At 69.2% G+C, this 18901-nt stretch carries 15 protein-coding genes and 1 other RNA gene; 8 read left to right on the top strand and 8 right to left on the bottom strand.

What is annotated here, in order from left to right; genetic code table 11:
* The first annotated feature begins 363 nt into the window (after nucleotides 1-363).
* Nucleotides 364-1299, top strand: a complete 936-nt coding sequence (locus OEB96_RS03090; RefSeq protein ID WP_266213909.1) for an SMI1/KNR4 family protein — start codon at nucleotides 364-366, stop codon at nucleotides 1297-1299.
* Between the two features lie 39 nt (nucleotides 1300-1338).
* On the opposite strand, the gene OEB96_RS03085 is transcribed toward OEB96_RS03090, so the two are convergent.
* Nucleotides 1339-2262, bottom strand: coding sequence for a hypothetical protein (locus OEB96_RS03085; protein ID WP_266213908.1), 924 nt, complete (start codon nucleotides 2260-2262; stop codon nucleotides 1339-1341).
* Between the two features lie 91 nt (nucleotides 2263-2353).
* On the opposite strand from OEB96_RS03085, the gene OEB96_RS03080 reads away from it, so the two are divergent.
* Complete coding sequence (locus OEB96_RS03080; protein WP_266213907.1) at nucleotides 2354-3130, top strand: class I SAM-dependent methyltransferase; 777 nt, start codon at nucleotides 2354-2356, stop codon at nucleotides 3128-3130.
* Nucleotides 3131-3132: 2 nt separating this feature from the next.
* Here OEB96_RS03080 and rnpB read toward each other — a convergent pair.
* The 5 genes from rnpB to OEB96_RS03055 form a co-directional block, all read right to left on the bottom strand.
* Nucleotides 3133-3513: RNase P RNA component class A (gene rnpB / locus OEB96_RS03075), an RNA gene on the bottom strand.
* A gap of 119 nt (nucleotides 3514-3632) precedes the next feature.
* On the bottom strand, nucleotides 3633-4247 hold the full coding sequence (locus OEB96_RS03070) for a hypothetical protein (protein WP_266213906.1): 615 nt from the start codon (nucleotides 4245-4247) through the stop codon (nucleotides 3633-3635).
* Between the two features lie 256 nt (nucleotides 4248-4503).
* A complete protein-coding gene (locus OEB96_RS03065) occupies nucleotides 4504-5094 on the bottom strand; it encodes an RNA polymerase sigma factor (RefSeq protein ID WP_266213905.1) in 591 nt (196 codons plus the stop codon).
* Nucleotides 5095-5173: 79 nt separating this feature from the next.
* Nucleotides 5174-5719 (bottom strand): gamma-glutamylcyclotransferase, encoded by a 546-nt coding sequence (locus OEB96_RS03060; RefSeq protein WP_266213904.1) that lies wholly within the window; start codon nucleotides 5717-5719, stop codon nucleotides 5174-5176.
* Nucleotides 5720-5824: 105 nt separating this feature from the next.
* Nucleotides 5825-6925 (bottom strand): hypothetical protein, encoded by a 1101-nt coding sequence (locus tag OEB96_RS03055; RefSeq protein ID WP_266213903.1) that lies wholly within the window; start codon nucleotides 6923-6925, stop codon nucleotides 5825-5827.
* Nucleotides 6926-7221: 296 nt separating this feature from the next.
* Here OEB96_RS03055 and OEB96_RS03050 point away from each other — a divergent pair, with 296 nt between their 5' ends.
* Together OEB96_RS03050 and OEB96_RS03045 are read left to right on the top strand one after the other, a co-directional pair.
* A complete protein-coding gene (locus OEB96_RS03050; protein ID WP_266213902.1) occupies nucleotides 7222-8664 on the top strand; it encodes a DUF4215 domain-containing protein in 1443 nt (480 codons plus the stop codon).
* Nucleotides 8665-8673: 9 nt separating this feature from the next.
* Nucleotides 8674-9546, top strand: a complete 873-nt coding sequence (locus tag OEB96_RS03045) for an FKBP-type peptidyl-prolyl cis-trans isomerase (RefSeq protein WP_266213901.1) — start codon at nucleotides 8674-8676, stop codon at nucleotides 9544-9546.
* A gap of 124 nt (nucleotides 9547-9670) precedes the next feature.
* Here OEB96_RS03045 and OEB96_RS03040 read toward each other — a convergent pair whose 3' ends face one another.
* Nucleotides 9671-10996, bottom strand: a complete 1326-nt coding sequence (locus OEB96_RS03040) for a CotH kinase family protein (protein WP_266213900.1) — start codon at nucleotides 10994-10996, stop codon at nucleotides 9671-9673.
* Between the two features lie 596 nt (nucleotides 10997-11592).
* On the opposite strand from OEB96_RS03040, the gene OEB96_RS03035 reads away from it, so the two are divergent.
* The 4 genes from OEB96_RS03035 (at nucleotide 11593) to OEB96_RS03020 (ending at nucleotide 17504) form a co-directional block, all read left to right on the top strand.
* Nucleotides 11593-13581: a nucleotide-binding protein gene (locus OEB96_RS03035; protein ID WP_266213899.1), complete on the top strand. Its 1989-nt coding sequence runs from the start codon at nucleotides 11593-11595 to the stop codon at nucleotides 13579-13581.
* Nucleotides 13582-13607: 26 nt separating this feature from the next.
* A complete protein-coding gene (locus OEB96_RS03030) occupies nucleotides 13608-15317 on the top strand; it encodes a DUF1592 domain-containing protein (RefSeq protein ID WP_266213898.1) in 1710 nt (569 codons plus the stop codon).
* A 2-nt stretch (nucleotides 15318-15319) separates the two neighbouring features.
* Nucleotides 15320-16702, top strand: coding sequence for a DUF1552 domain-containing protein (locus tag OEB96_RS03025; protein ID WP_266213897.1), 1383 nt, complete (start codon nucleotides 15320-15322; stop codon nucleotides 16700-16702).
* A 100-nt stretch (nucleotides 16703-16802) separates the two neighbouring features.
* Complete coding sequence (locus tag OEB96_RS03020) at nucleotides 16803-17504, top strand: hypothetical protein (protein WP_266213896.1); 702 nt, start codon at nucleotides 16803-16805, stop codon at nucleotides 17502-17504.
* Between the two features lie 302 nt (nucleotides 17505-17806).
* Here the strand turns inward: OEB96_RS03020 and OEB96_RS03015 are convergent, their stop codons facing one another.
* Nucleotides 17807-18826, bottom strand: coding sequence for an FHA domain-containing protein (locus tag OEB96_RS03015; protein WP_266213895.1), 1020 nt, complete (start codon nucleotides 18824-18826; stop codon nucleotides 17807-17809).
* Nucleotides 18827-18901 lie beyond the last annotated feature (75 nt).

Raw genomic sequence — 18901 nt, 5'->3', positions numbered from 1 at the left:
GCACCCTTCTGCGCACCTCCTATCGGCGGGCGAGAATGACGAACTCCTCGCGGTCGTGCTACGGGCTCCTGGTCCATCGACCTCCGGGATCTCCCTCATGCCCTCGCCTCGACGACGGCGATCGGAGCACGCGAGCTCGTGAGCAAGCCGGTCAACGATGGAATGCGTTCGTGTCACCATCACAGTGAGCCGCGAGGTCGTGGCCAAACCCGCTGCCCTCGAGACCACGACGCCCGAAACCGCGCTCGGCACGGATGCGCATGCGAACGAAGTCACCCCGCATCGCGCCTTCCCAGCCCCAATCCTCATCGCGCGTCCCTCGCGACCCCCCTACGCCACCGCGATTGCGGCATACTCCCCGCAGTGCCTGCCTCGGACCCCAAGACCCGCCAAGCGGTCTCGGAGCCCGCTCGGACGGCGTTCGGAGCAGGCGGGCGTTGGGCCGAGGCGCTCGCCGTCCTCCGCCGCCGCAACCCCATGGCCCGACCTGCGTCCGATGAAGCGATCGTCCGCGCCGAGGCACGCCTTGGTCTGCCGCTGCCCACGGGCTTCGCTCGACTGCTGCGCGAGCTCGGAGCATGCGACTGGCCCACGTGCATCTTTGGACCCGATGCACTGGTGCGCGAGGAGGGCATCGCCGAGCGCCCGGCGTGGCTGGTCGCGTTCGCCACCGATGGCGGTGGCAACGACGACTGCTTCGACGTGCGGTCGCCCGCACCCGAGCTGCCGATCGTGTTCTGGGATCACGAGGTTCCTCGGCCGCTCGACCAGCTCGACAGCTCCGCGAGCGAAGACGCGTTCCTCGACTGGCTCGAGGAGAGGATCCACGCGGCGCTCACCCAGGAGCGCCGCGAGCGACGGGCCGAGCTCGAGCTCCGCATCACCACCGAGATGGAGCGGATGGTCCCGGTGTCGGCCCGGGGCTTCTCCCCCTCGCCCCGCGAGGTCGTCGCGGCCACGCAAGAGCTGGGCAAGACCGCACCCGAGCCGTGGCGCTACTTCCTATGCACCTTTGGCTGCTGGGAACGACCGGTGCGATTCCTCGCCCCGTCCGAGCTGGTGGTCGAGCACGACCGCCTGATCTTCGCCCACAGCATGGACGACGCGGTCGCGTACTCGTTCGAGGGACGCGGCGAGACGGCCACCGTGGTCGCGATGCCCGGGGCCGAGCGCTGGACCACCTTCGAGGAGTGGCTGCTCGTGATGCTCGAGCGAGCGAGCATCGCCGCGGCGACCCGCTCCACCTGGACCAAGGTCCCCATCCGGCGCCGACGCACCCTCGCCCCCGACGCGGACTGATCCTCGCCCTGGATCGAGCGATCCGACTCGAGCGCCCCCTCAGCAGGCCAGGTCCTCGTACGACCCGCAGGCGCAGGCATCGGCCGGGTAGAACGTCCCCGAGGCATGGTTGCACCACTGGCACTGCCCGGCCGCGGGCACGCGGCAGGTCGCGCAATCCATGCAGTAGAACGTGCCGAAGTTGGTCGCGCTGGGATCCCCCGAGGCGCCGCAGTAGGCCGTCCAGCAGCCGTTGGCATCGATGCCGCTGGCGCTGCACTGGTGCTCGACCCCCACCGGGACCTCACAGCCATTGGCCCAGTTGCCGTCGCAGTTGTCCCACGGGGCCTGGCACGAGTACTGGCACGCGCCCCCCGAGCACGAGGCGTTGGCATGCGCTCCGGCACTGCAGCCGTCCCCACAGCCGCCGCAGTCCGAGGTCGTCCCCAGCTCGGTCTCGCAGCCGTCGGCCGCGTTCCCGTTGCAGTCGGCAAACCCCTGCGGGCAGTCGCCGCCCATGCACTCGCCGCCCACGCACGTACCACCGCCGCAATCGAGCGGCACGCCGTAGCACACCCCCTCGCCATCGCAGGCGTCGCCCGTGGAGCACGGATCACCATCGTCGCAGGTGGCCCCGGGCGCGGCCGCACCATGCTGACACAGCCCCCCCACGCACATCCCCTGCTCCTGCAGACAGGTGCCGGGCGGAAGGATGCAGTCGGTGTCGTCGTTGCACATGCCGAGATCGGGCAGACCCGGGCCATCGGCCGAGCCCGTGCCCGGACCATCGGCCGAGCTGGTCTCGATCGGTCCGTCGAAGGTGCTCATGCTCCCCGTGGTCGGCCCGTCGTCGTCGTCGGAGGCATCGGCGTTGCCATCGAAGGCCTGGCTGGTGCCCTCGGGCTCCACACCGGTCGCACAGCCGACCAGCCCGCACGCCCCAAGCACGATCAAGATCCTGCGCACCCCGAAAAACCCCGCCATCGCTCGCCCATGGTAGCGCACCCGAGCCGCGACCGTGACTTCCCCCGCCGTGCCGGGCCCCAGGAGCCGGCGTATGCTCCCGCGCAACCCCATGAGCTACCCCGCTCCCTTCTTTGCCGCGCTCCATCGCGGTACCGCCGGTGACCTGGACCACTACGTACGCGTCTGCCAAGGAGCGGGCTCGGTGCTGGAGCTGGGCTGCGGCTACGGCCGAGTGGTGACTGCGCTGGCCGCACCGGGCCGCGTGGTGGTGGGCGTCGAGCGAGATCCGCAGCTGCTGGCGATGGCCCGCCAGGCGGTGCAGGCCCTCCCCAAGGCGCACCAGGCCGGCGTGTCGCTGTGCGAGGGCGACATGCGAACGGTGAGCCTGCATCGTGGCTTCGACCGCGTGCTGATCCCCTTCGGAGGGCTCTACTGCCTGCTCACCGACGACGACGTGGACGCAGCCCTCGCCAACGCGGTGCGACACCTCGCGCCCGGAGGCCAAGTGGCACTCGACGTCTACCGGGCCGATGCCTTCCACCGCGAGTCCGAGCCCGACGACGTGCCCGACGACGCCCACGAGCCCCTGTGTCGGGTGGAGGTGGATGGCGTCGACTACGAGGTGCTCGAGCGCAGCACGTGGGACAAGCCGCGGCAGCGCATCGACGTCTCGTACCTCTACGTGGACGACCACGGCCGCGCCGTCGAGGGCACGATCGCCCAGCGCTACCTGCTCGAGCCCCAGCTCCGCGCCGCGCTCTCGCGGGCGGGCCTGCGCATCGTCGAGCTCACCGACCGCTTCGACCCCGACCGACCCGAGCGGGACTCCGACGGTAGTGATGACGCGCTGATGGTCGTACGGGCCGAGCGAGAAGTGGGACGGTGAGACGGTCGAGCGAGGTCGTAAGCCGGGTTCTGTCCCCGGGTCGATTGCTCTTGCCGGGTGGTGATCATTCCTCTGTGCAGCACTACCCGAGACGGGACGGGCCGTCCCTGCCCAGCGGTGTTGCCACGTTTGGGCGCGTCTCTGCTCGGCCTTGCTCCGGATGGGGTTTACCGTGCGGCCCCTGTCGCCAGGAACCCGGTGCGCTCTTACCGCACCCTTTCACCCTTGCCTGCGCGAACGCGGGCGGTTTGCTTTCTGTGGCACTTTCCTTCGGGTCGCCCCGACTGGCCTGCGCCAGCATCCTGCCCTGCGGAGCCCGGACTTTCCTCGACGGTCGTGGTGGTCGAAGACCCCACGCCGCCGCGATCACCTTGTCCTCCTCGGCCGTCTCACCTCCCGGCGTACGTCTAGCAAAAACGACCCCGAGCGCCAACACGCGAAGACCCGGGGGTCCATGACCCACGCGAGGCCCACGCGAGGCCAGCGAGGAAGACGCCAGGGCTCAGGGCGCCGGCGCCTCGGCCTCCACCCGCACCTCGATGCGGTGCTGGCCATCGGCCCCCTGCTGGTGGGTGATGTCCACGGTCGCGTGCTCGACGTCGATCCCCTCGGCGCGCAGCTCGGCGAGGATCCGACGCTCGGCTTCCTCGACCCCGTGGCGATCGAGGGTGAGGTCGAGCAGATCGTGCGACAGCTTGCCTCCGACGGTCCCGTGCACGATCCCCGACAGCGGGGCATCGCGCAGCTCGGCGTGGGCGAGCACGGGAAAGCTGCGGCGCAGGTCGTCGACGAGCGCGTCGGGATCGAGCGCATCACCGGCCACGAACATGCGCACCTTCAGCTCGTCGTGCACCACCGGGGCGCCCTGGGGGCCGCTGTGCTCGGCGCGGTGCATGGCGACCATCAGCTCGACGCGCTCGACCGCCTCGCGCTCGTGCAGCCAGCGGGCGATCGCATCGGGATCGAGCGCATCGGTACCGCCCATGTCGGCGATGTCGGCCAGATCGACGATGATCTCGAACCCGTAGCCGAGCTGAACCGGGTACTCGGCCGGCATCACGCAGGCCCCCACCGCCACGGCCAGACCCAGGGCACCGGCGAGCGCGAAGCGAGGCACTCGGAACCATCTCTGGATTGGGCTCCGGATTGGGCTCCGGATTGGGCTCCGGATTGGGCTCCGGATTGGGCTCCGGATTGGGCCCCGGCTCGGGCTCCGGCTCGGGCCGAGGGTCCGCCCCTCTTCCGAGGCCGTTGCCCCACGGCGCGCCACCGCAGCCACGAGCGTGTCCTCTTGGGCCAGCTGGTGCTCGCGCTGGCCCTCGTCCAACGAGGCATCGGCTCGGCGATGGAGGCCACGCAGGCGATCGTCCAGATCAGATGGCATAGCCGGCCGCTCCCTTCTGCGAGGCCTCGACCTCGAGCTTGCCGCGGAGCTCGCGGAGGGTCCGAGCAAAGCGCTGCTTGACCGCGGCCTCGCTCATGTCGAGCAGCGCGGCGATCTCCCGCACGCGCAGGCCATCGCCGAAGCGCAGCGCGAACATCTCCCGCACCACCGCGGGCTGGCTCGACAGCAGCGCTCGCAGCCGAGCCTGGCGCTCGTCGTCCTCGAGCGCCCGCGCGGGATCGAAGGCCGCGTCGGCCAGGCGCTCGAGCACGTCGGCATCGCCGCTCGCCCGCTGATGCCGCAGGTGATCGATGACCGCGTTGCGTGCGATGCCCAGCACCCAGGCGCGCACGTTGCCACGCTCGGGCTCGAAGCGGTGCAGGTGCTCGACCACCCGCATGAACGTACGGCTCACCAGATCCTCCACATCGGCCCGGCCGGCGATCCGACGCGAGACGTAGCGCCACACCAACGGGTGCAAGGCCCGGTAGAGCTGGCGAAAGGCGGCCGTATCCCCCGCCGAGGCGGCAACGGCCTGGCGGGAGAGGCGAGCAGCGCTGAGCGTCTCGCGGAGCGACATCGAGCGGCGTTCCCTGCCCTCTACGGGCGAGCCCGCCGATGGTGACACGAATTCGTCCGGGGGCGCCCCGACGACGACGTCATGACGGTCCGATCCGCGCCGCCAGCTCGAACAGGTGCTCGTCCTCGTCCTCGCTGGCCCCCAGCTCCCGCAAGGCCTGGGCCAGCCGCAGCACGTACTCCGCGTTGGGGCCGCTGGGGCCGCGGCAGCGGCGAACCTGGGCGGCGATCTCGGCCAGCGGGGCGGGACCGAGGTAGTTGGGGTTGTCCTCGGTGGCCAGGTACATCACGGCACCCGACAGCATGGAGCCCTGGGGCAGGCGCACGTCGACCGCGACCCGGCGGTAGCCCCCCTGCTCGCGGTGGTCGAGCCCAGCGATCACCGACGAGGCCTGGTCGGGCGCGACGCGGTAGGCCATGCCCCAGCAGCGGGACTCGGGCGCGGGCACCAGCGTGACGACGCGGCCGGGATCCTCGGGCACGCCGCGATGATCGGTCGAGGCTTGCCAGAAGCGACGCGCCCATCCCTCGACCCATCCGGGGCAGCGCTCGGCGAACGGAAACGCCGGGCGCCACACCAGGGAGCCGTAGCCGAAGATCCACAGATCGAGATCGGCGCTGGTCATGATCGGGACGGGATCGGGCCGGGCTCCGAGCCTGCCCATGGACAACCTAGCCCGTATTCCTCGCTCGAGGAACACGGGCCAGGAGCATCGCGAGCGTCAGGCCGCTCAGGCCGCTTCGGCGTGCTCTTCCTCGTCGGCACCGGGGGCGTCGGCGACCGCGGGCGACGACGGACGCGACGATGCGGCCGCCGTCTCGATCGCCCGCAGCCGCACGCGCTCGAGCAGCGGCGCCGCCGACGGTCGACACGTCTCCCAGATGAAGTCGTGCACGTCGAGCATGTCACGGGGTTGCTCGCCCATGGCCACGAGCTGCTCGCGAAGCTCGCGGGCCACCCCCGACAGGTGCCGGTAGTGCAGGCCCTGCGGCGTGACCTTGCGGGCACGGTAGGGTGCGATCACGCCGACCATGCCGAAGAACACGCTGGGCCGAATGCACACGTCCTCGCCGGGGTGGACGAGCGCTCGCAGCCCGCTCAGCAGCGGCCACGAGGGCGGCTTGCCGCGCGCGCGCATGATGAGCGTGCATGCGCGATCGAAGGCGACGCCCTCGGGATCGGGCTCGTGGACGAGGTCGCGGATGGCGTGGGCGAGCGCAAGGCTCGGCGTGGCCCCGCGCAGGACCTCGAGCTGCGTGGCGGTGACCAGGTCGGTGGCTCCGAGCACGGCCACCGCTCGTGCCAGCACCTCGGCGGCATTGCCCTGGGCCAGCAGTTCGTCGAGCGTGTCGCGATCGAGCCGTTGCTTCGCATCGTGGACCGCCGGCTCGCGGTGCTTCTTGGTGCGACGCTTGGCCCCTTCACCTCGGACCTGCTGCTGCCATCGCGGATCGGAGAAGCCCCCGGCGTAGGTCTCGTGGAACACGGCCACGAGCTCCTCGAGGGTCGGCGGAACGGGCTTGGAGACCGCGCTCGCTCGGTTCGCGCTCGCACCGGCCGATCCCGAGCCGGTCTCGCGATGGACGCTGGCGAGCAGCTTCTCGGCCGTCTCGCCGATCGCGGGCCGAGGCTCGAGCAAGTGGTAGTATCCCTCGGAGAACACGCGCTCGCTGCCGTCCTCGAACCGGTAGCCCCGCTTGCCGTCCTGCTCCCACAGCAGCGCCGCCAACCCCCACTGCGCCCGCTTGACGTGCTCGTAGACCATGGGCGGCGGCGCATCATGGGCATGGGCAACATGGGAATCGGGGGTCGAGTGCTGGGCAACGAACATCGGAGGATCTCCTCTGGGCAAGGGTGGAGGCGAATCGAACCCGCTCGGAGGCCGAATTCACCGGAATCGAGCCCGCGCCACGGACGAGCACCAACGGCCACGAGGCCGCAACGGCTCGAGCGCTACGCGAGCAATGGCTCTTTCATGATAGCGCCGATCGTGCCAGATGCAAGTCGCGGGCCCACGCCTCGCGGTTCACGTCATCGAGATCACTACGAGATCGAGCGAGCATCCGGCTTCGGTCGACGTGGTGGTCGACGGACCACGCAAGGCCACGGATGCAGCTAGCATGGGGCATGCGTTGGATTCCGGGACTCGCGGCCGCCTCGGTCGCTCTGAGCATGGGGTGTGGCAATGGAGGGCAGAGCGAGGAGGCCAGCGCTTCCATGGCGACCAGCGACGACCCCGATACGAGCGCGAGTGCAGGTCCCACCACGGCCGTCGAGGACGAGACGGGGCCACCGGGCACCACCAGCGACGATGGACCCGATCCCACGATGGGGGTGACCACCCAGCCCGAGCCGGTGTGCGGCAACGGGATCCTCGAGAGCATCGAGGAGTGCGACGACGGCAACCAGGTCGATGGTGACGGCTGCGACGCCGACTGCACGCTCAACCTCGACACCAGCCTGTGGCAGACCACTCACGCCGGTGATGCCGGGGTGCGCGACGGCGGGCACGGGATCGCGGTCGACGGCGCGGGCAACATCGTGGTCGGGGGCTACGAGGTCGACGCGATCGGCGACCCCAACATGTGGCTGGCCAAGTACGCGCCCGACGGCACCGAGCTGTGGGCGACGACCTACGACCCCTCGGGCGGGCTCGATGACCGGATCTACGGGGTGGCGATCGACCCCATGGACAACATCGTGGTGGTCGGCGACGTGGACGTGGCGCCGTCGTCCTCGGATGTGTGGGTGGCCAAGCTCGACGGCAACGGCGGCGAGCTGTGGAGCGCGACCTTCGACGGCCCCGACGCGGGCGACGACGGCGGACGCGGAGTGGCCTGCGACTCGGCCGGCAACGTGATCGCGGTGGGGTTCCAGCGCGTGGCCAACAACGACGTGGACATCTTCGTGGTCGCGCTGAGCGCGGGCGGAGCCACGCAGTGGAGCGAGCTGGTGCCCGGCCCGAAGACCCTCGACGACCGCGCCACGGGGGTCGCCGTGAACGGAAGCGACGAGATCGTGGTGAGCGGCTACGTGTCCAACGGCGGGTTCAACCGCGACGTGTGGCTGCGCAAGTACGACGCGGGCGGCGGCGAGCAGTGGACCGAGATCTGGGACAGCGCCAACTCGGGCGACGACGTGGGCTGGGGGGTGGCGATCGCCCCCGACGGCTCGATCGCGGTCGCCGGCATGACGCCCGTGATCGCCGACAACCAGGACGTGTGGCTGGGTCGCTTCGACGGCGACGGGATGCTGCTGTGGTGGAAGCAGTTCGGGGGCCAGGCCTACGTGGACGACACGGGCCTCGCGGTGACCGCCGACGGCGACGGCAACCTCGTGGTGGCGGGATTTCGCGGGGCGAGCCCCTCGGACACCGACATCTGGCTGCGCAAGTACGACGAGGGCGGCAACGTGCTGTGGTCGCAGGTGGTGGAGGGCTCGGCCGGCGATCGCGACGAGGCCACCGCGATCGCGGCCGAGGCCGACGGTACGCTGGTGGTGACCGGAGAGATCCGCAACGGCGTGGGCAACGACGGCGACATCTGGATCGGAAGGTTCGGCCCCGGCTGACGGCTCGCGATGGGATCCTCCCCTGCCCTTGCCGCGCTCGGGTCGTGCATGGTGATCGGCGCGGTGGTGTCGTGCCACCCGCCGCCGCCCGCGTCCTCACCGGCCCCGCGCGAGGCTCCACCACCCCCTGCCGCCGGCGCGCCGGCCTCGGTTCCGGACGTGCCCGCCCGGCCACCCGCCAGCGCGCTCACCACCGCGTCCGGCGTGATCGTCGACGTGCTCGAGCCCGGCGATCCGAGCGGGCCCCAGCCTCACACCGGGGACGAGCTCGAGCTGCGCTATCGCGTGTGGGACGAAGCGGGACGGCTGGTGGGCGAGTCGCGACCCGGGCGAACGGAGCGGCTGTCGACCACGTGGCTGCCGCGTGGTTGGGCCGAGGCGATGCTCATGCTGCACGTGGGTGCGCATGCCCACGTGTGGATCCCTGCCGCGCAGGCCTACGAGAGCCAGCCCGACGGGCCCCAGGGTGATCTGCGCGTGGACGTGTGGCTGGTGAGTCTGGAGAGCACGGCCACGCCCGCCGAGCGGGTCCCGCTGATGCCACCGCCCGATCAGGCGCTGCGCACGACCACCGGCCTGCGGTTCCTGGTGCTGCGCTCGGGCACCGGCCTGCGCCATCCGGCCCCCGACGCCCGCGTGACCGTGCACTACGAGGGCTGGACCGCCGACGGCGCTCGCTTCGACAGCAGCTACGAGCGCGGCAAGCCCACCACGTTCCCGCTCACCGCGGTGATCTCGGGCTGGCAGGAGGCCGTGCCCCTGATGGTCGAGGGCGAGAAGACTCGGTTCTGGATCCCGGAGGAGCTGGCCTACGGGCACGAGAAAGGTCGGCCGCAGGGCATGCTGATCTTCGACATCGAGCTGCTGCGCATCGAAGAGTGAGCGGAGTTCGGGGAGCGGCGGGCGCTGGACGCGAACGGACGAGAATGAACGAAGGCACCGAAGCGCGTCAGGTGGCCGCGTCTCGGTGCCTCAAGTGTGATTGATGACGAAGTGCGACGACCTCCTAGTCCTCGCAGTGCCCGGAGGTGTCGTTCTCCCCGCCGTTCTGCCAGCACTCGAGCCACTCCTCGAGGAACTCGTAGCGGTCGACCACGAACTCGCGAAGCTTGTCGACGTCCTCGTAGTACCGGTCGTTGCTCCACGGCTTGTTGGTGTCCTCGAGCACCGCCTGCTCGATCTGCGCCGACCACTCGTCGACCAAGACCACCATGTCCGCGGGCTGGTAGTGCTGGTGCACGACCTGGTCGATGTAGTCGATGTAGAGATCGAAGTGGTCGGGATCCTCCAGCGCGAGGTCATAGAAGGGGCGCCCGTGGCTCGTGAGCCGCTCCCACGTGACCGGATCGGGGTCGTCGGGGAAGGCACCGCCGGACCCGTCGTCGAAGCGCTCGAAGCAGCCGTCGAGGTCCCAGGGCAGCAGCATGAACTTGCCCCGATGGGGATCGTCGTAGTAGTAGCCGTTGAGGCCGCCTGCCCAGAACCCGTCGGAGTTGGGGATCACCGCCTCCGTCGCCCACAGCAGCAGTGCCTGCTCGAAGTCGAGGTACTCGCCGAGCGCCTCGTGCGTGTCCGCCTCGAGCATCTCGTCCAGCCGTTCCTCGGTGGCGATGTCCTCGTTGGTCTTGAGCTCCCATCCATTCCGCTTCCACAGATCCCCGGTGGGGTCCTCCATGGTACGCGTGAGGAAGACCTCGTCGATCTTCTCGGTGTTGGTGAAGATGCCGTAGTACTCGCCGTTGACCACCAGGCGCGCGTTGTTGGCACACGGCGCTCGCAGCCCCACCTGGCGCATGACCCAGAATCCCAGCCGCTCGCGCAAGAAGTGTTTGTTGCCGGTGGCGGCGTCGAGCGCCATGCGCCGCAGCCCCATGAAATTCCCCTCGGGGTCCTGCACGTGGAACCCGATCTGGAACTGCATCTTGTCCTCGGGGATCGGGTACCAATGCGTCGCGTTGCCGCGCAGGCGGATCGAGGCGTTGGTGATGACGGTGTCCCCGTACCTGAACTCGGCCACCGAGTGATACGGCTTGATGTCGTAGCCCTCGACGTCCTCGTAGATGTGACCGGTGTTCCACTCGTACTGCAGCTGATCCCAGACTGCGGGGTGGATGGTCAGCTCGAACGTGGGCAAGATGTCCTGGGCATAGATGACGTGGCAGCCCTCCTCGTCGACCGGGTAGGCCTCCTCGGGCGGATCCTCGGGGACTCCGCCGGTGTCACCCGCCGGGCTCGGCTCGTCGCCGCCCGACGTCGCTCCATCGGCGCCGGAGGGGGGCACCCGCCCTGGCGGCGGCGCCTGATCGCTCGTCGGGTCCTCCGCCGACGCCACGATGACGTCCCCGCCGGTCGTGCAATCCGAGCCCGCCGAGTCCGCCGTGTTATCCGGGAGCCCCGTATAGCACCCGACGGAACTGCAACACGCAACTGCCAACAATCGTCGATTCGATACAATCATGTCCTTCGCCTGGCGCGAGCCACTTGTATCCCGCGTCACGGGCTCACCCAGCAATCAGGCTAGGACGGATCCGCGGCGCCGCAGCACCACGATCGTGATCACACACTGGCGACGAGAACGCTGGCACCGTTGGCGCCACCGTCATGACGACACACACTGTCGCCGAAGTCGCAACATCACTACGGCTACCCCCTACAATCGCCAGAAGTACGGACATTCGCTCGATGCACCGACGGCCGCGGCGCGCACATCAGTCGTCGACGACGGCGGCGGCGCAGACAACGGTTGTTCCGCTCGACAATTGAGTTTGAGCGCCATCGATTCCCGGCGTATTAAGTATCTCGGTGGACATCGAGGATCAGACGAAAATAGGATTCCAAGAGCCTCGAGCGCCGGATGGATGCACCGGAGATCGAGACATCGATCGACCGAGGGCCATCGCACACACCGGCGGATGGCTCGCACTACCAGTGGCAACCCTCGCGCTCGTGCTCGGCTGCACGGCTGACACGAAGGAGCCCATTGCCGACACGGACACGGACATGGACATGGAGCCGGGGCCGGAGCCGGAGCCCACGACCGAAGCCAGCGGCGACATCCCCAGCTTCGACTGTGACATCTCGGATCTCTTCGCCCAACGCTGCGACGGTGGAACATGCCATGGTGCTGGCACGTCGCCCGCGGCCGATCTGGATCTGCTGTCTCCCAATGTCGAGCACAGGGTCTCCGGTGCACCGGGCACGACCTGCAACGGGATCATCGCGGACCCAGCCAATCCGCGCGCGAGCTTGCTCTACACCAAGGTCACCGAGCCCGTCTGCGGCGTGCTGATGCCGACCGGTCGTGAGCCCCTCGACGCGGGCGAGGTGTCCTGCATCGAGAGCTGGATCTCCGGCCTGCTGCCCCCCGGTGGTGACTGTGAGGACTGCGAGTGCGAGCCGGGCGTCGTGGAGGCTTGCTACGCCGGCCCCGAGGGCACGGCCAACGTCGGCATGTGCAAGAGCGGAACGCACACGTGTCAAACGAGCGGCATGGGCTGGCTCGAGTGCGTGGGTGAGATCACTCCCCGTGGCGAAGATTGCTTCACCCCCGACGTGGACGAGGACTGTGATGGTGAGACTCCCGCGTGCACCGAAGTCTGGGCGCGCCTGTTCGGCGACCCCGACGACCAGGCCATGCGCTCGGTGGCGGTCGACCACGACACCGGGAACATCTACAGCTTCGGCGACTTCGAGGGCGTCGTCAGCTTCGGCGGAGACCCCCTGATCGCCGCGCTCTCGGTCCCTCCCAAGCAAGATCTGGTGATCGCCAAGCACGACCTCTACGGCAATCCGATCTGGAGCCGTGGGTTCGGCGACAGCAGCACCCAGATTGCACAGGAGATGGCCATCGACGACGACGGCAACCTCGTGTTCGTCGGTCGCATGTACGGCACGATCGACCTCGGCGGCGGCACGCTCCACGCCTCTGGAGGCAACGACATCATCGTCTTCAAGCTCGACGGCGCGGGGAACCACGTCTGGAGCCGGATCTTCGGCGGCAACGAGCCCGACCGCGCCGCGCGGATGGCGTTCGACGCGGACGGCAACGTCATCATCACCGGCGCGTTCACGGGCAAGGCCGAGTTCGGCGAGTACGAGGTCGAGTCCTGGGGTCAGCGCGATGCCTTCGTCGCCGAGCTCGATCGCAATACCGGCGAGCCCACCTTCTTCATGCAGATCGGCGCAGAGGGCGATGACTACGGCTTCGGCGTCGACGTCGACCAAGACGGCGACGTCGTCATCGCCGGTCGCTTCGGTGCGCCGCTCGAGCTCGGCGGCCACATGCTGACCCACGCCGGCGACCTCGACATCTACCTCGCGCGGCTCGACGAGACCGGCGACGTGCTCTGGGCCGAGTCGTTCGGGGGCTCCGGCAAGGACGAGGTCCACGATCTGCGCCTGCAGCAGAACGGAGACATCGTGCTGCTGGGGGCGATCTCCGACAGCGTGGACTTCGGCGGCGGCTCGCTCGTCAGCGCCGGCGTGCGCGACGTCTTCTTGGCGACGTTCGACGACCAGGGATCGCACTCGTGGAGCGTCAGCTACGGAGACGCGGCCGATCAGTTCGAGACCGACGGCACCGAGAGCTGGCTGAGCATGGACCTCGACGCGAGCGGCAACATCTACATCGGAGGCACGCTCTACGGAGTCCTCGACTTCGGTGGCGGCGAGCAGCTGGTCGCCAACGGGGACAAGTCCGATGTCTTCCACGCGAAATTCGACGCATCCGGCGACTACATCGGCGGCCGGAGCTTCGGCGGCCAGGCCTCGGACTACGGCCACGACCTGGCCGTGACCGAGTCGGGCCACGTGCTCCATGCCGGACGCACCCAGGGCAGCCTCTCCGGCACCGGCGTCGGAGCGCTCACCAACGCGGGCCGCAGCGACGGCTTCCTCGTCAAGTTGGCCCCGCTCTAGATCCACGACCACCAGGCTTGATGACCATGTCGATCTCGAGAATCGCCTCGCTCACCCTCGCCGTGCTCCCCGTCCTCGCCTGCAAGTCGACGCCAGGCGCGGAGGACACGAACGACACCGACGGCACGGACGGTATCGACGACATGGGCGAGTGCGACGTCGGTGATGGTGATTGCGAGGCGGCTCCGAGACCCGGTCCCACCCCGATTCGTCGACTGACCCGGGTCGAGTACGACAACACGATCTACCAGCTGTTCGGCGACAACAGCCATCCTGCGGACGCCTTTCCGCCCGACGAGGAGGCCGGCGGCTTCGACAACCAGGCCGACGTACTCGTCGTCAGCCCGCTGCTCGCCGAGAGCTACCTGAGCGCCGCCGAGCAGCTCGCCGCGACCCACACGCCCACCCTGATGCAGCAGCTGCCGCATTGCCAGGGCGACTCGGTCGACGAGGCCAGCTGCGAGGGCGATGCCGACGCGTTCGTGCGCAGCTTCGGCAAGCTGGTCTTTCGTCGCCCTCTGACGGACGAGGAGGTCGGGACCTACGTCGAGCTCTTCGCTCGGGGCACGACCCTCGCGCAGGTGCCCTACTCGCCGGACATGGGAGTCCAGCTGGTCGTCCAGGCCCTGCTGCAGTCGCCTCACTTCATCTATCGCGTCGAGCTGGGCATGGCCGACCCCCGTGCAGGTGACGTCGTGGCGCTGACCCACTACGAGATCGCGTCGCGACTGTCCTACCTGCTGTGGAACTCCATGCCCGACGCGCTCCTGTTCGAGGCGGCCGACGCCGAGCGGCTCCATGATCCCGCCGAGCTCGAGGCCCAGGCCCGGCGCATGCTCGACACACCGCGAGCCCACGAGGCGGTCGGAAACTTCCATCGCCAGTGGCTGCACCTCGACGAGATCGAGCCGGTCATCCTGGCCAACGGCAAGGACCCCGAGATCTACCCGGAGTTCTACGACGGGCTGCCCTCGCTGTGGCGCTCCGAGACCGAGGCGTTCATCGATCACGTCGTGTTCGAGGAAGACGCGAACCTCGAGTCTTTGCTCACTGCGCCCTACACGATGATGAACGAGGAGCTCGCCGGGTTCTACGGCGTCGACGGCCCGACGGGCATCGGGTTCACCCGCGTCGATCTCGACCCCGGCAAGTACGCGGGATTCATGACCCAGCCCGGTCTCATGGCGCTCTTCGCCAAGCCCGATCGCTCGTCGCCGATCCACCGCGGCATGTTCGTGCGCGAGACGATCCTCTGCCAGACCCCGCCGCCGCCGCCGGACAACGTGCCGGAGCCGCCCTCCGTGGACGAGAGCCAGACGACGCGCGAGCAATTCGCCCAGCACGCGGAGGATCCGGTGTGCGCGGGGTGCCACGCGCTGATGGACCCGATCGGCTTTGGCTTCGAGCACTTCGACGGCATCGGACGCTACCGCGCCACCGAGTGGGGGCTGGAGGTCGATGCGGCCGGCGAGCTGAAGGGTACCGACGTCGACGGGACGTTCGACGGCGCCGTCGAGCTCGCCCACCGGCTCGCGAGCAGCGACCAGGTCAAGGCGTGCGTGGTGAGCCAGTGGTTCAGGTTCGGCTACGGGCGCTACGAGACCGAAGAGGACGAGGACTCCATCGCCGAGCTCCACGCCGCCTTCGCCGCCTCCGACTACGACATCAAGGAGCTCATCGTCGCGCTCACGCAGACCGACGCGTTTCGCTACCGCCACGCGATCCAGGAGGACTGACCATGACCCTCATCCGCCGTTGTCCCATGAAACGACGCACGCTCCTGCGTGGCCTGGGAGGCCTGGCCATTGGGCTCCCGCTGCTCGACGCGATGCGCGGGTCCCTGGCACACGCAGGGGGCTCCGAGTTCCCCAAGCGATTCGTCGTCATGTACACGCCCAATGGCACGGTCCCCAAGAACTTCTGGCCGACCGACGTGAACTCGGAGACCGATTTCCAGCTCTCGCCCATCCTCACTCCGCTCGCCGCCCACAAGGGCGACCTGCTGATCGTCGGCGGCGTCGACATGCTCTCGGCGATGGCCCCCAACGAGAACGGAAGCTCCCCCGGCGACGCCCACCAAAAGGGCACCGGTCAGTGCCTGACCGCCACCGAGCTGCTCCCGGGCAACTTCATCGGCGGCGGCGGGCAATCGGCGGGCTGGGCCGGAGGGATCTCGGTCGATCAGGAAATTGCCAAGCACATCGGCCAGGACACGCCCTACGGCTCGCTCGAGCTCGGCGTCGCGGTGCAGGCCGCCAGCGTCAGCGGGCGCATCGCGTACCGCGGCCCCGGTCAGCCCCTCCCGCCGGAGAACAGCCCCTACTCCGCCTATCAGCGCCTGTTCGGGGACTCGCTCGGCGAGCCCCTCGAGATCGAGCGAAGGATCGCGCGACGCCAGTCGGTGCTCGACGTGGTCGCCGACGACTACGGGAAGCTGCGCGGCCGACTCGGTGGCGAAGACCGCGACAAGCTCCACAATCACCTCCTGAGCATCGACGCGATCCGCGAGCGGCTCGACAAGGCCGTGATCGAGTTCGGGGATGCCTGCCAGCCTCTCGAGCTCGGCGCGATGCTCGACGTCGACAAGATCGAGAACATGCCGATCGTGGGCAGCCTGCAGATGGACCTGCTGGCCATGGCGTTCGCCTGCGACATCACCCGGGTCGCGACCTTGATGTGGACCCACTCGACGTCGAGCGCCGTGCTCTCGTTCATCGATCCGGCGATCAAGGACGGACACCACGCGCTCGCCCACAAGGGTGACGAGGACACGGTCAAGGTCCATCACAACACGCTGATCAACACCTGGTACGCCAGCCAGCTCGCGTCGCTCATCGATCGACTCAAGGCCATCCCCGAGGGCGACGGTACGGTCTTCGACAACACCGTGATCCTGTGGACCAACGAGCAGTCGCGCGGGAACAACCATGACCGCCACGATCTGCCCTACGTGCTCTCCGGCAGTGCCGGCGGCTTCTTCGAGACGGGTCGCTACGTGGAGTTCTCCGGCGACACTGGCCACAATCACCTGCTGATCTCGCTGCTCCACGCCATGGGCATCGACGCCGACGAGTTCGGGAACCCGATCTACGGGACGGGACCGCTGACCGGGCTCACCTGAGCCCGCACGTCGGCGGGGTCGAGCGAACGCACGAGGCAGGAGCGCATTCGTGGGTCTGCCGCGCTTGCCCACGCGAGGAGACCCGACTACCGTCGCCTCGATGCACCTCCGGCACGCATTGTTGATGGGCTTGGTCATCGTCCACTTCGGCTGCAAGGACGAGGAACAGGAAATGCTGGCCAAGGCCGACCAGGGCCTCCCCACCGCTGGCGCCTTCGTCGACGCACTGCTCGATGCTCAGGCCAACGCCGCCGATGCTCCGGCCTGTGACGGTCCGGTCCCGATGCCGACCCTGCTGTTCACGCAGGAGCGACTCGACAGCCTCCGCGCGGGCACGGGCGAGGTCTCGATGCACCCGGCGTGGGATCCCGTCGAGGGTCACCCTTGCCACCGCAAGGCCCGGGTGTCCGACCTCCAGATCGTGGCCCACTACCGGGAGCGCAAGCTACGCTCGGGCGTCAAGGCCATCCAGGTCTTGAACGCCGTCGAGGACGCCACCGAGTGCCACGCCGCGCTGAAGTCGTTCGTCGTGTTCCGCACGGACGAGGTCGAGGCGGCCAAGCTCACCAGCGAGCACTCGTTCGACCCCGGCTGGGCCAAGGGGCAGCTGCGAGTGTTCGAGCCCAACGGGAGCCTCCGCTGCGCCACCAAGGTGCAGATCGAGTCCGACCCCGAGGTCTCGGTCTACGGTGGCAACGAGAAGGAGGACAAGGAGCAGGCGCTGAAGATCGACCTGGAGCTCAAGCTCAGCCACGCCGCCTTCGAGGCCCTCGGCGACGCCAAGCTCGAGCGACACATCTGAGCCCACCACCACCGCTTGGTCGCAAACGCGAAATCGATTTCGCATCCGACGGTTGCGGGGCGCCCCCGGAGGCGACCTCGCTGCACCACCAGCCCACAACCGTTCACGGGGCGAGCACAGTACTACGTCACGGTCGCCCAACAACAACGCCCCCCTCCGGGGGGCGACCTCGCTGCACCGCCAGCCCGCAACCGCTTGCGGGGCGAGCACAGTACTGCGTCACGCTCGCCCACCAACAACGCCCCCCTCCGGGGGGCGACCTCGCTGCACCGCCAGCCCGCAACCGGTCGCGGGGGGCATGGCTAGTGCAACTTGACGGCCCGGTTGGGCACCCACGCCAGCTCGAAGTGCCCGAGCATCACCGGCGAGTCCTCGGTCAGCCGAACCACCGAGTGGCTGGGCCCCTCGGTCATGCCGGCCGGTCGCACGCCGTTGGTGCTGGCGAGGTCGTACACGAGCAGCGATCGCGGCGCTTCCTCGGTCACGAGGGCATGCACGCGAGAGAGGTTGCGGCCGTGACCGGCGAGCGAGCAGCGATCGCTGTAGCGACCGATGAGCAAGCCGCGCTGCAGCTGGCGGCTGTCGAGGTCGAGCTCGCGGACCTCCTCGCCACGCCCCGAGGGCTTGGTCGAGCGCAGACGGAGGACGCCTCGCGGCTGCGGACGCGCCTCGAGATCGAGACCACGGTAGCCGCCGTACTCGCGCGGCTCGTCGCCGCCGAGGTGCGCCACGCCGGGCTCGGAGGTCGCGCTCATCGCCAAGCGCACGCCGTTCCCGGTGGGATCGAGACCGGTGAGGTTGCGGAAGGCAACGTCGTCGCCACCATCGAGCAGGCCCACGCCCTCGGGTCCACCGGGGGCGACGAACACCACCGTGCGACCGAGGCTGATGAGACCCTGCGACTGGAACGAGAACCCGGGCACGCGCTTGCCGTCGGCCAGCAGCACCCCCGCCCGACCACCGAGGTCGTAGCCGCGGTAGTGGATGGGACCATCGCCCGGCCACGCGGTGAGCAGCACGTGTCGCAAGCTCACCCGGTTGTCGTTGGGGATGGAGAGCGCGCAGCGGTTGTGCCGACCGATGACCAACGCACGCGGCAGATCGCGAGGGCGACGCAGCACTCGCTGCGCGACGGGAAAGCCCTTGCGATCGGTCGCGACCACCAACGCATCGCCGGAGTCGACCCCGGCGACCAGCGCCTGGAGCACTGGGCGAGCCCTCGCGAAGCAGCCCGCGAGCTGCTGCGTGGGGGTCAGTCCGTCGCGCCCGGGCGCTTCGCCAGGACGGTGTTGATCCGCGCTGTCGTCCGGGTTGAGCGCCACCGCCTTGCAGCCTAGGCCAGACCGCTTCGAATGGCCATGCCCAAAGCGCGGTTGATGCGACCCCGCCAACCCCGG

It is taken from the genome of Paraliomyxa miuraensis (genome assembly GCF_026337845.1).
In the GTDB taxonomy this organism is placed as follows: Bacteria; Myxococcota_A; Polyangia; order Nannocystales; family Nannocystaceae; genus Paraliomyxa; species Paraliomyxa miuraensis.
Note: the sequence above shows the minus strand (reverse complement) of the source record. Positions and strands in the feature narration are given on the sequence as shown.

Coding starts and splice junctions, on each gene's coding strand:
- OEB96_RS03025 (WP_266213897.1), top strand. CDS start 15,320: ATGACCCTCATCCGCCGTTGTCCCATGAAACGACGCACGCTCCTGCGT.
- OEB96_RS03050 (WP_266213902.1), top strand. CDS start 7,222: ATGCGTTGGATTCCGGGACTCGCGGCCGCCTCGGTCGCTCTGAGCATG.
- OEB96_RS03060 (WP_266213904.1), bottom strand. CDS start 5,719: ATGACCAGCGCCGATCTCGATCTGTGGATCTTCGGCTACGGCTCCCTG.
- OEB96_RS03065 (WP_266213905.1), bottom strand. CDS start 5,094: ATGTCGCTCCGCGAGACGCTCAGCGCTGCTCGCCTCTCCCGCCAGGCC.
- OEB96_RS03045 (WP_266213901.1), top strand. CDS start 8,674: ATGGGATCCTCCCCTGCCCTTGCCGCGCTCGGGTCGTGCATGGTGATC.
- OEB96_RS03030 (WP_266213898.1), top strand. CDS start 13,608: ATGTCGATCTCGAGAATCGCCTCGCTCACCCTCGCCGTGCTCCCCGTC.
- OEB96_RS03080 (WP_266213907.1), top strand. CDS start 2,354: ATGAGCTACCCCGCTCCCTTCTTTGCCGCGCTCCATCGCGGTACCGCC.
- OEB96_RS03085 (WP_266213908.1), bottom strand. CDS start 2,262: ATGGCGGGGTTTTTCGGGGTGCGCAGGATCTTGATCGTGCTTGGGGCG.
- OEB96_RS03055 (WP_266213903.1), bottom strand. CDS start 6,925: ATGTTCGTTGCCCAGCACTCGACCCCCGATTCCCATGTTGCCCATGCC.
- OEB96_RS03020 (WP_266213896.1), top strand. CDS start 16,803: ATGCACCTCCGGCACGCATTGTTGATGGGCTTGGTCATCGTCCACTTC.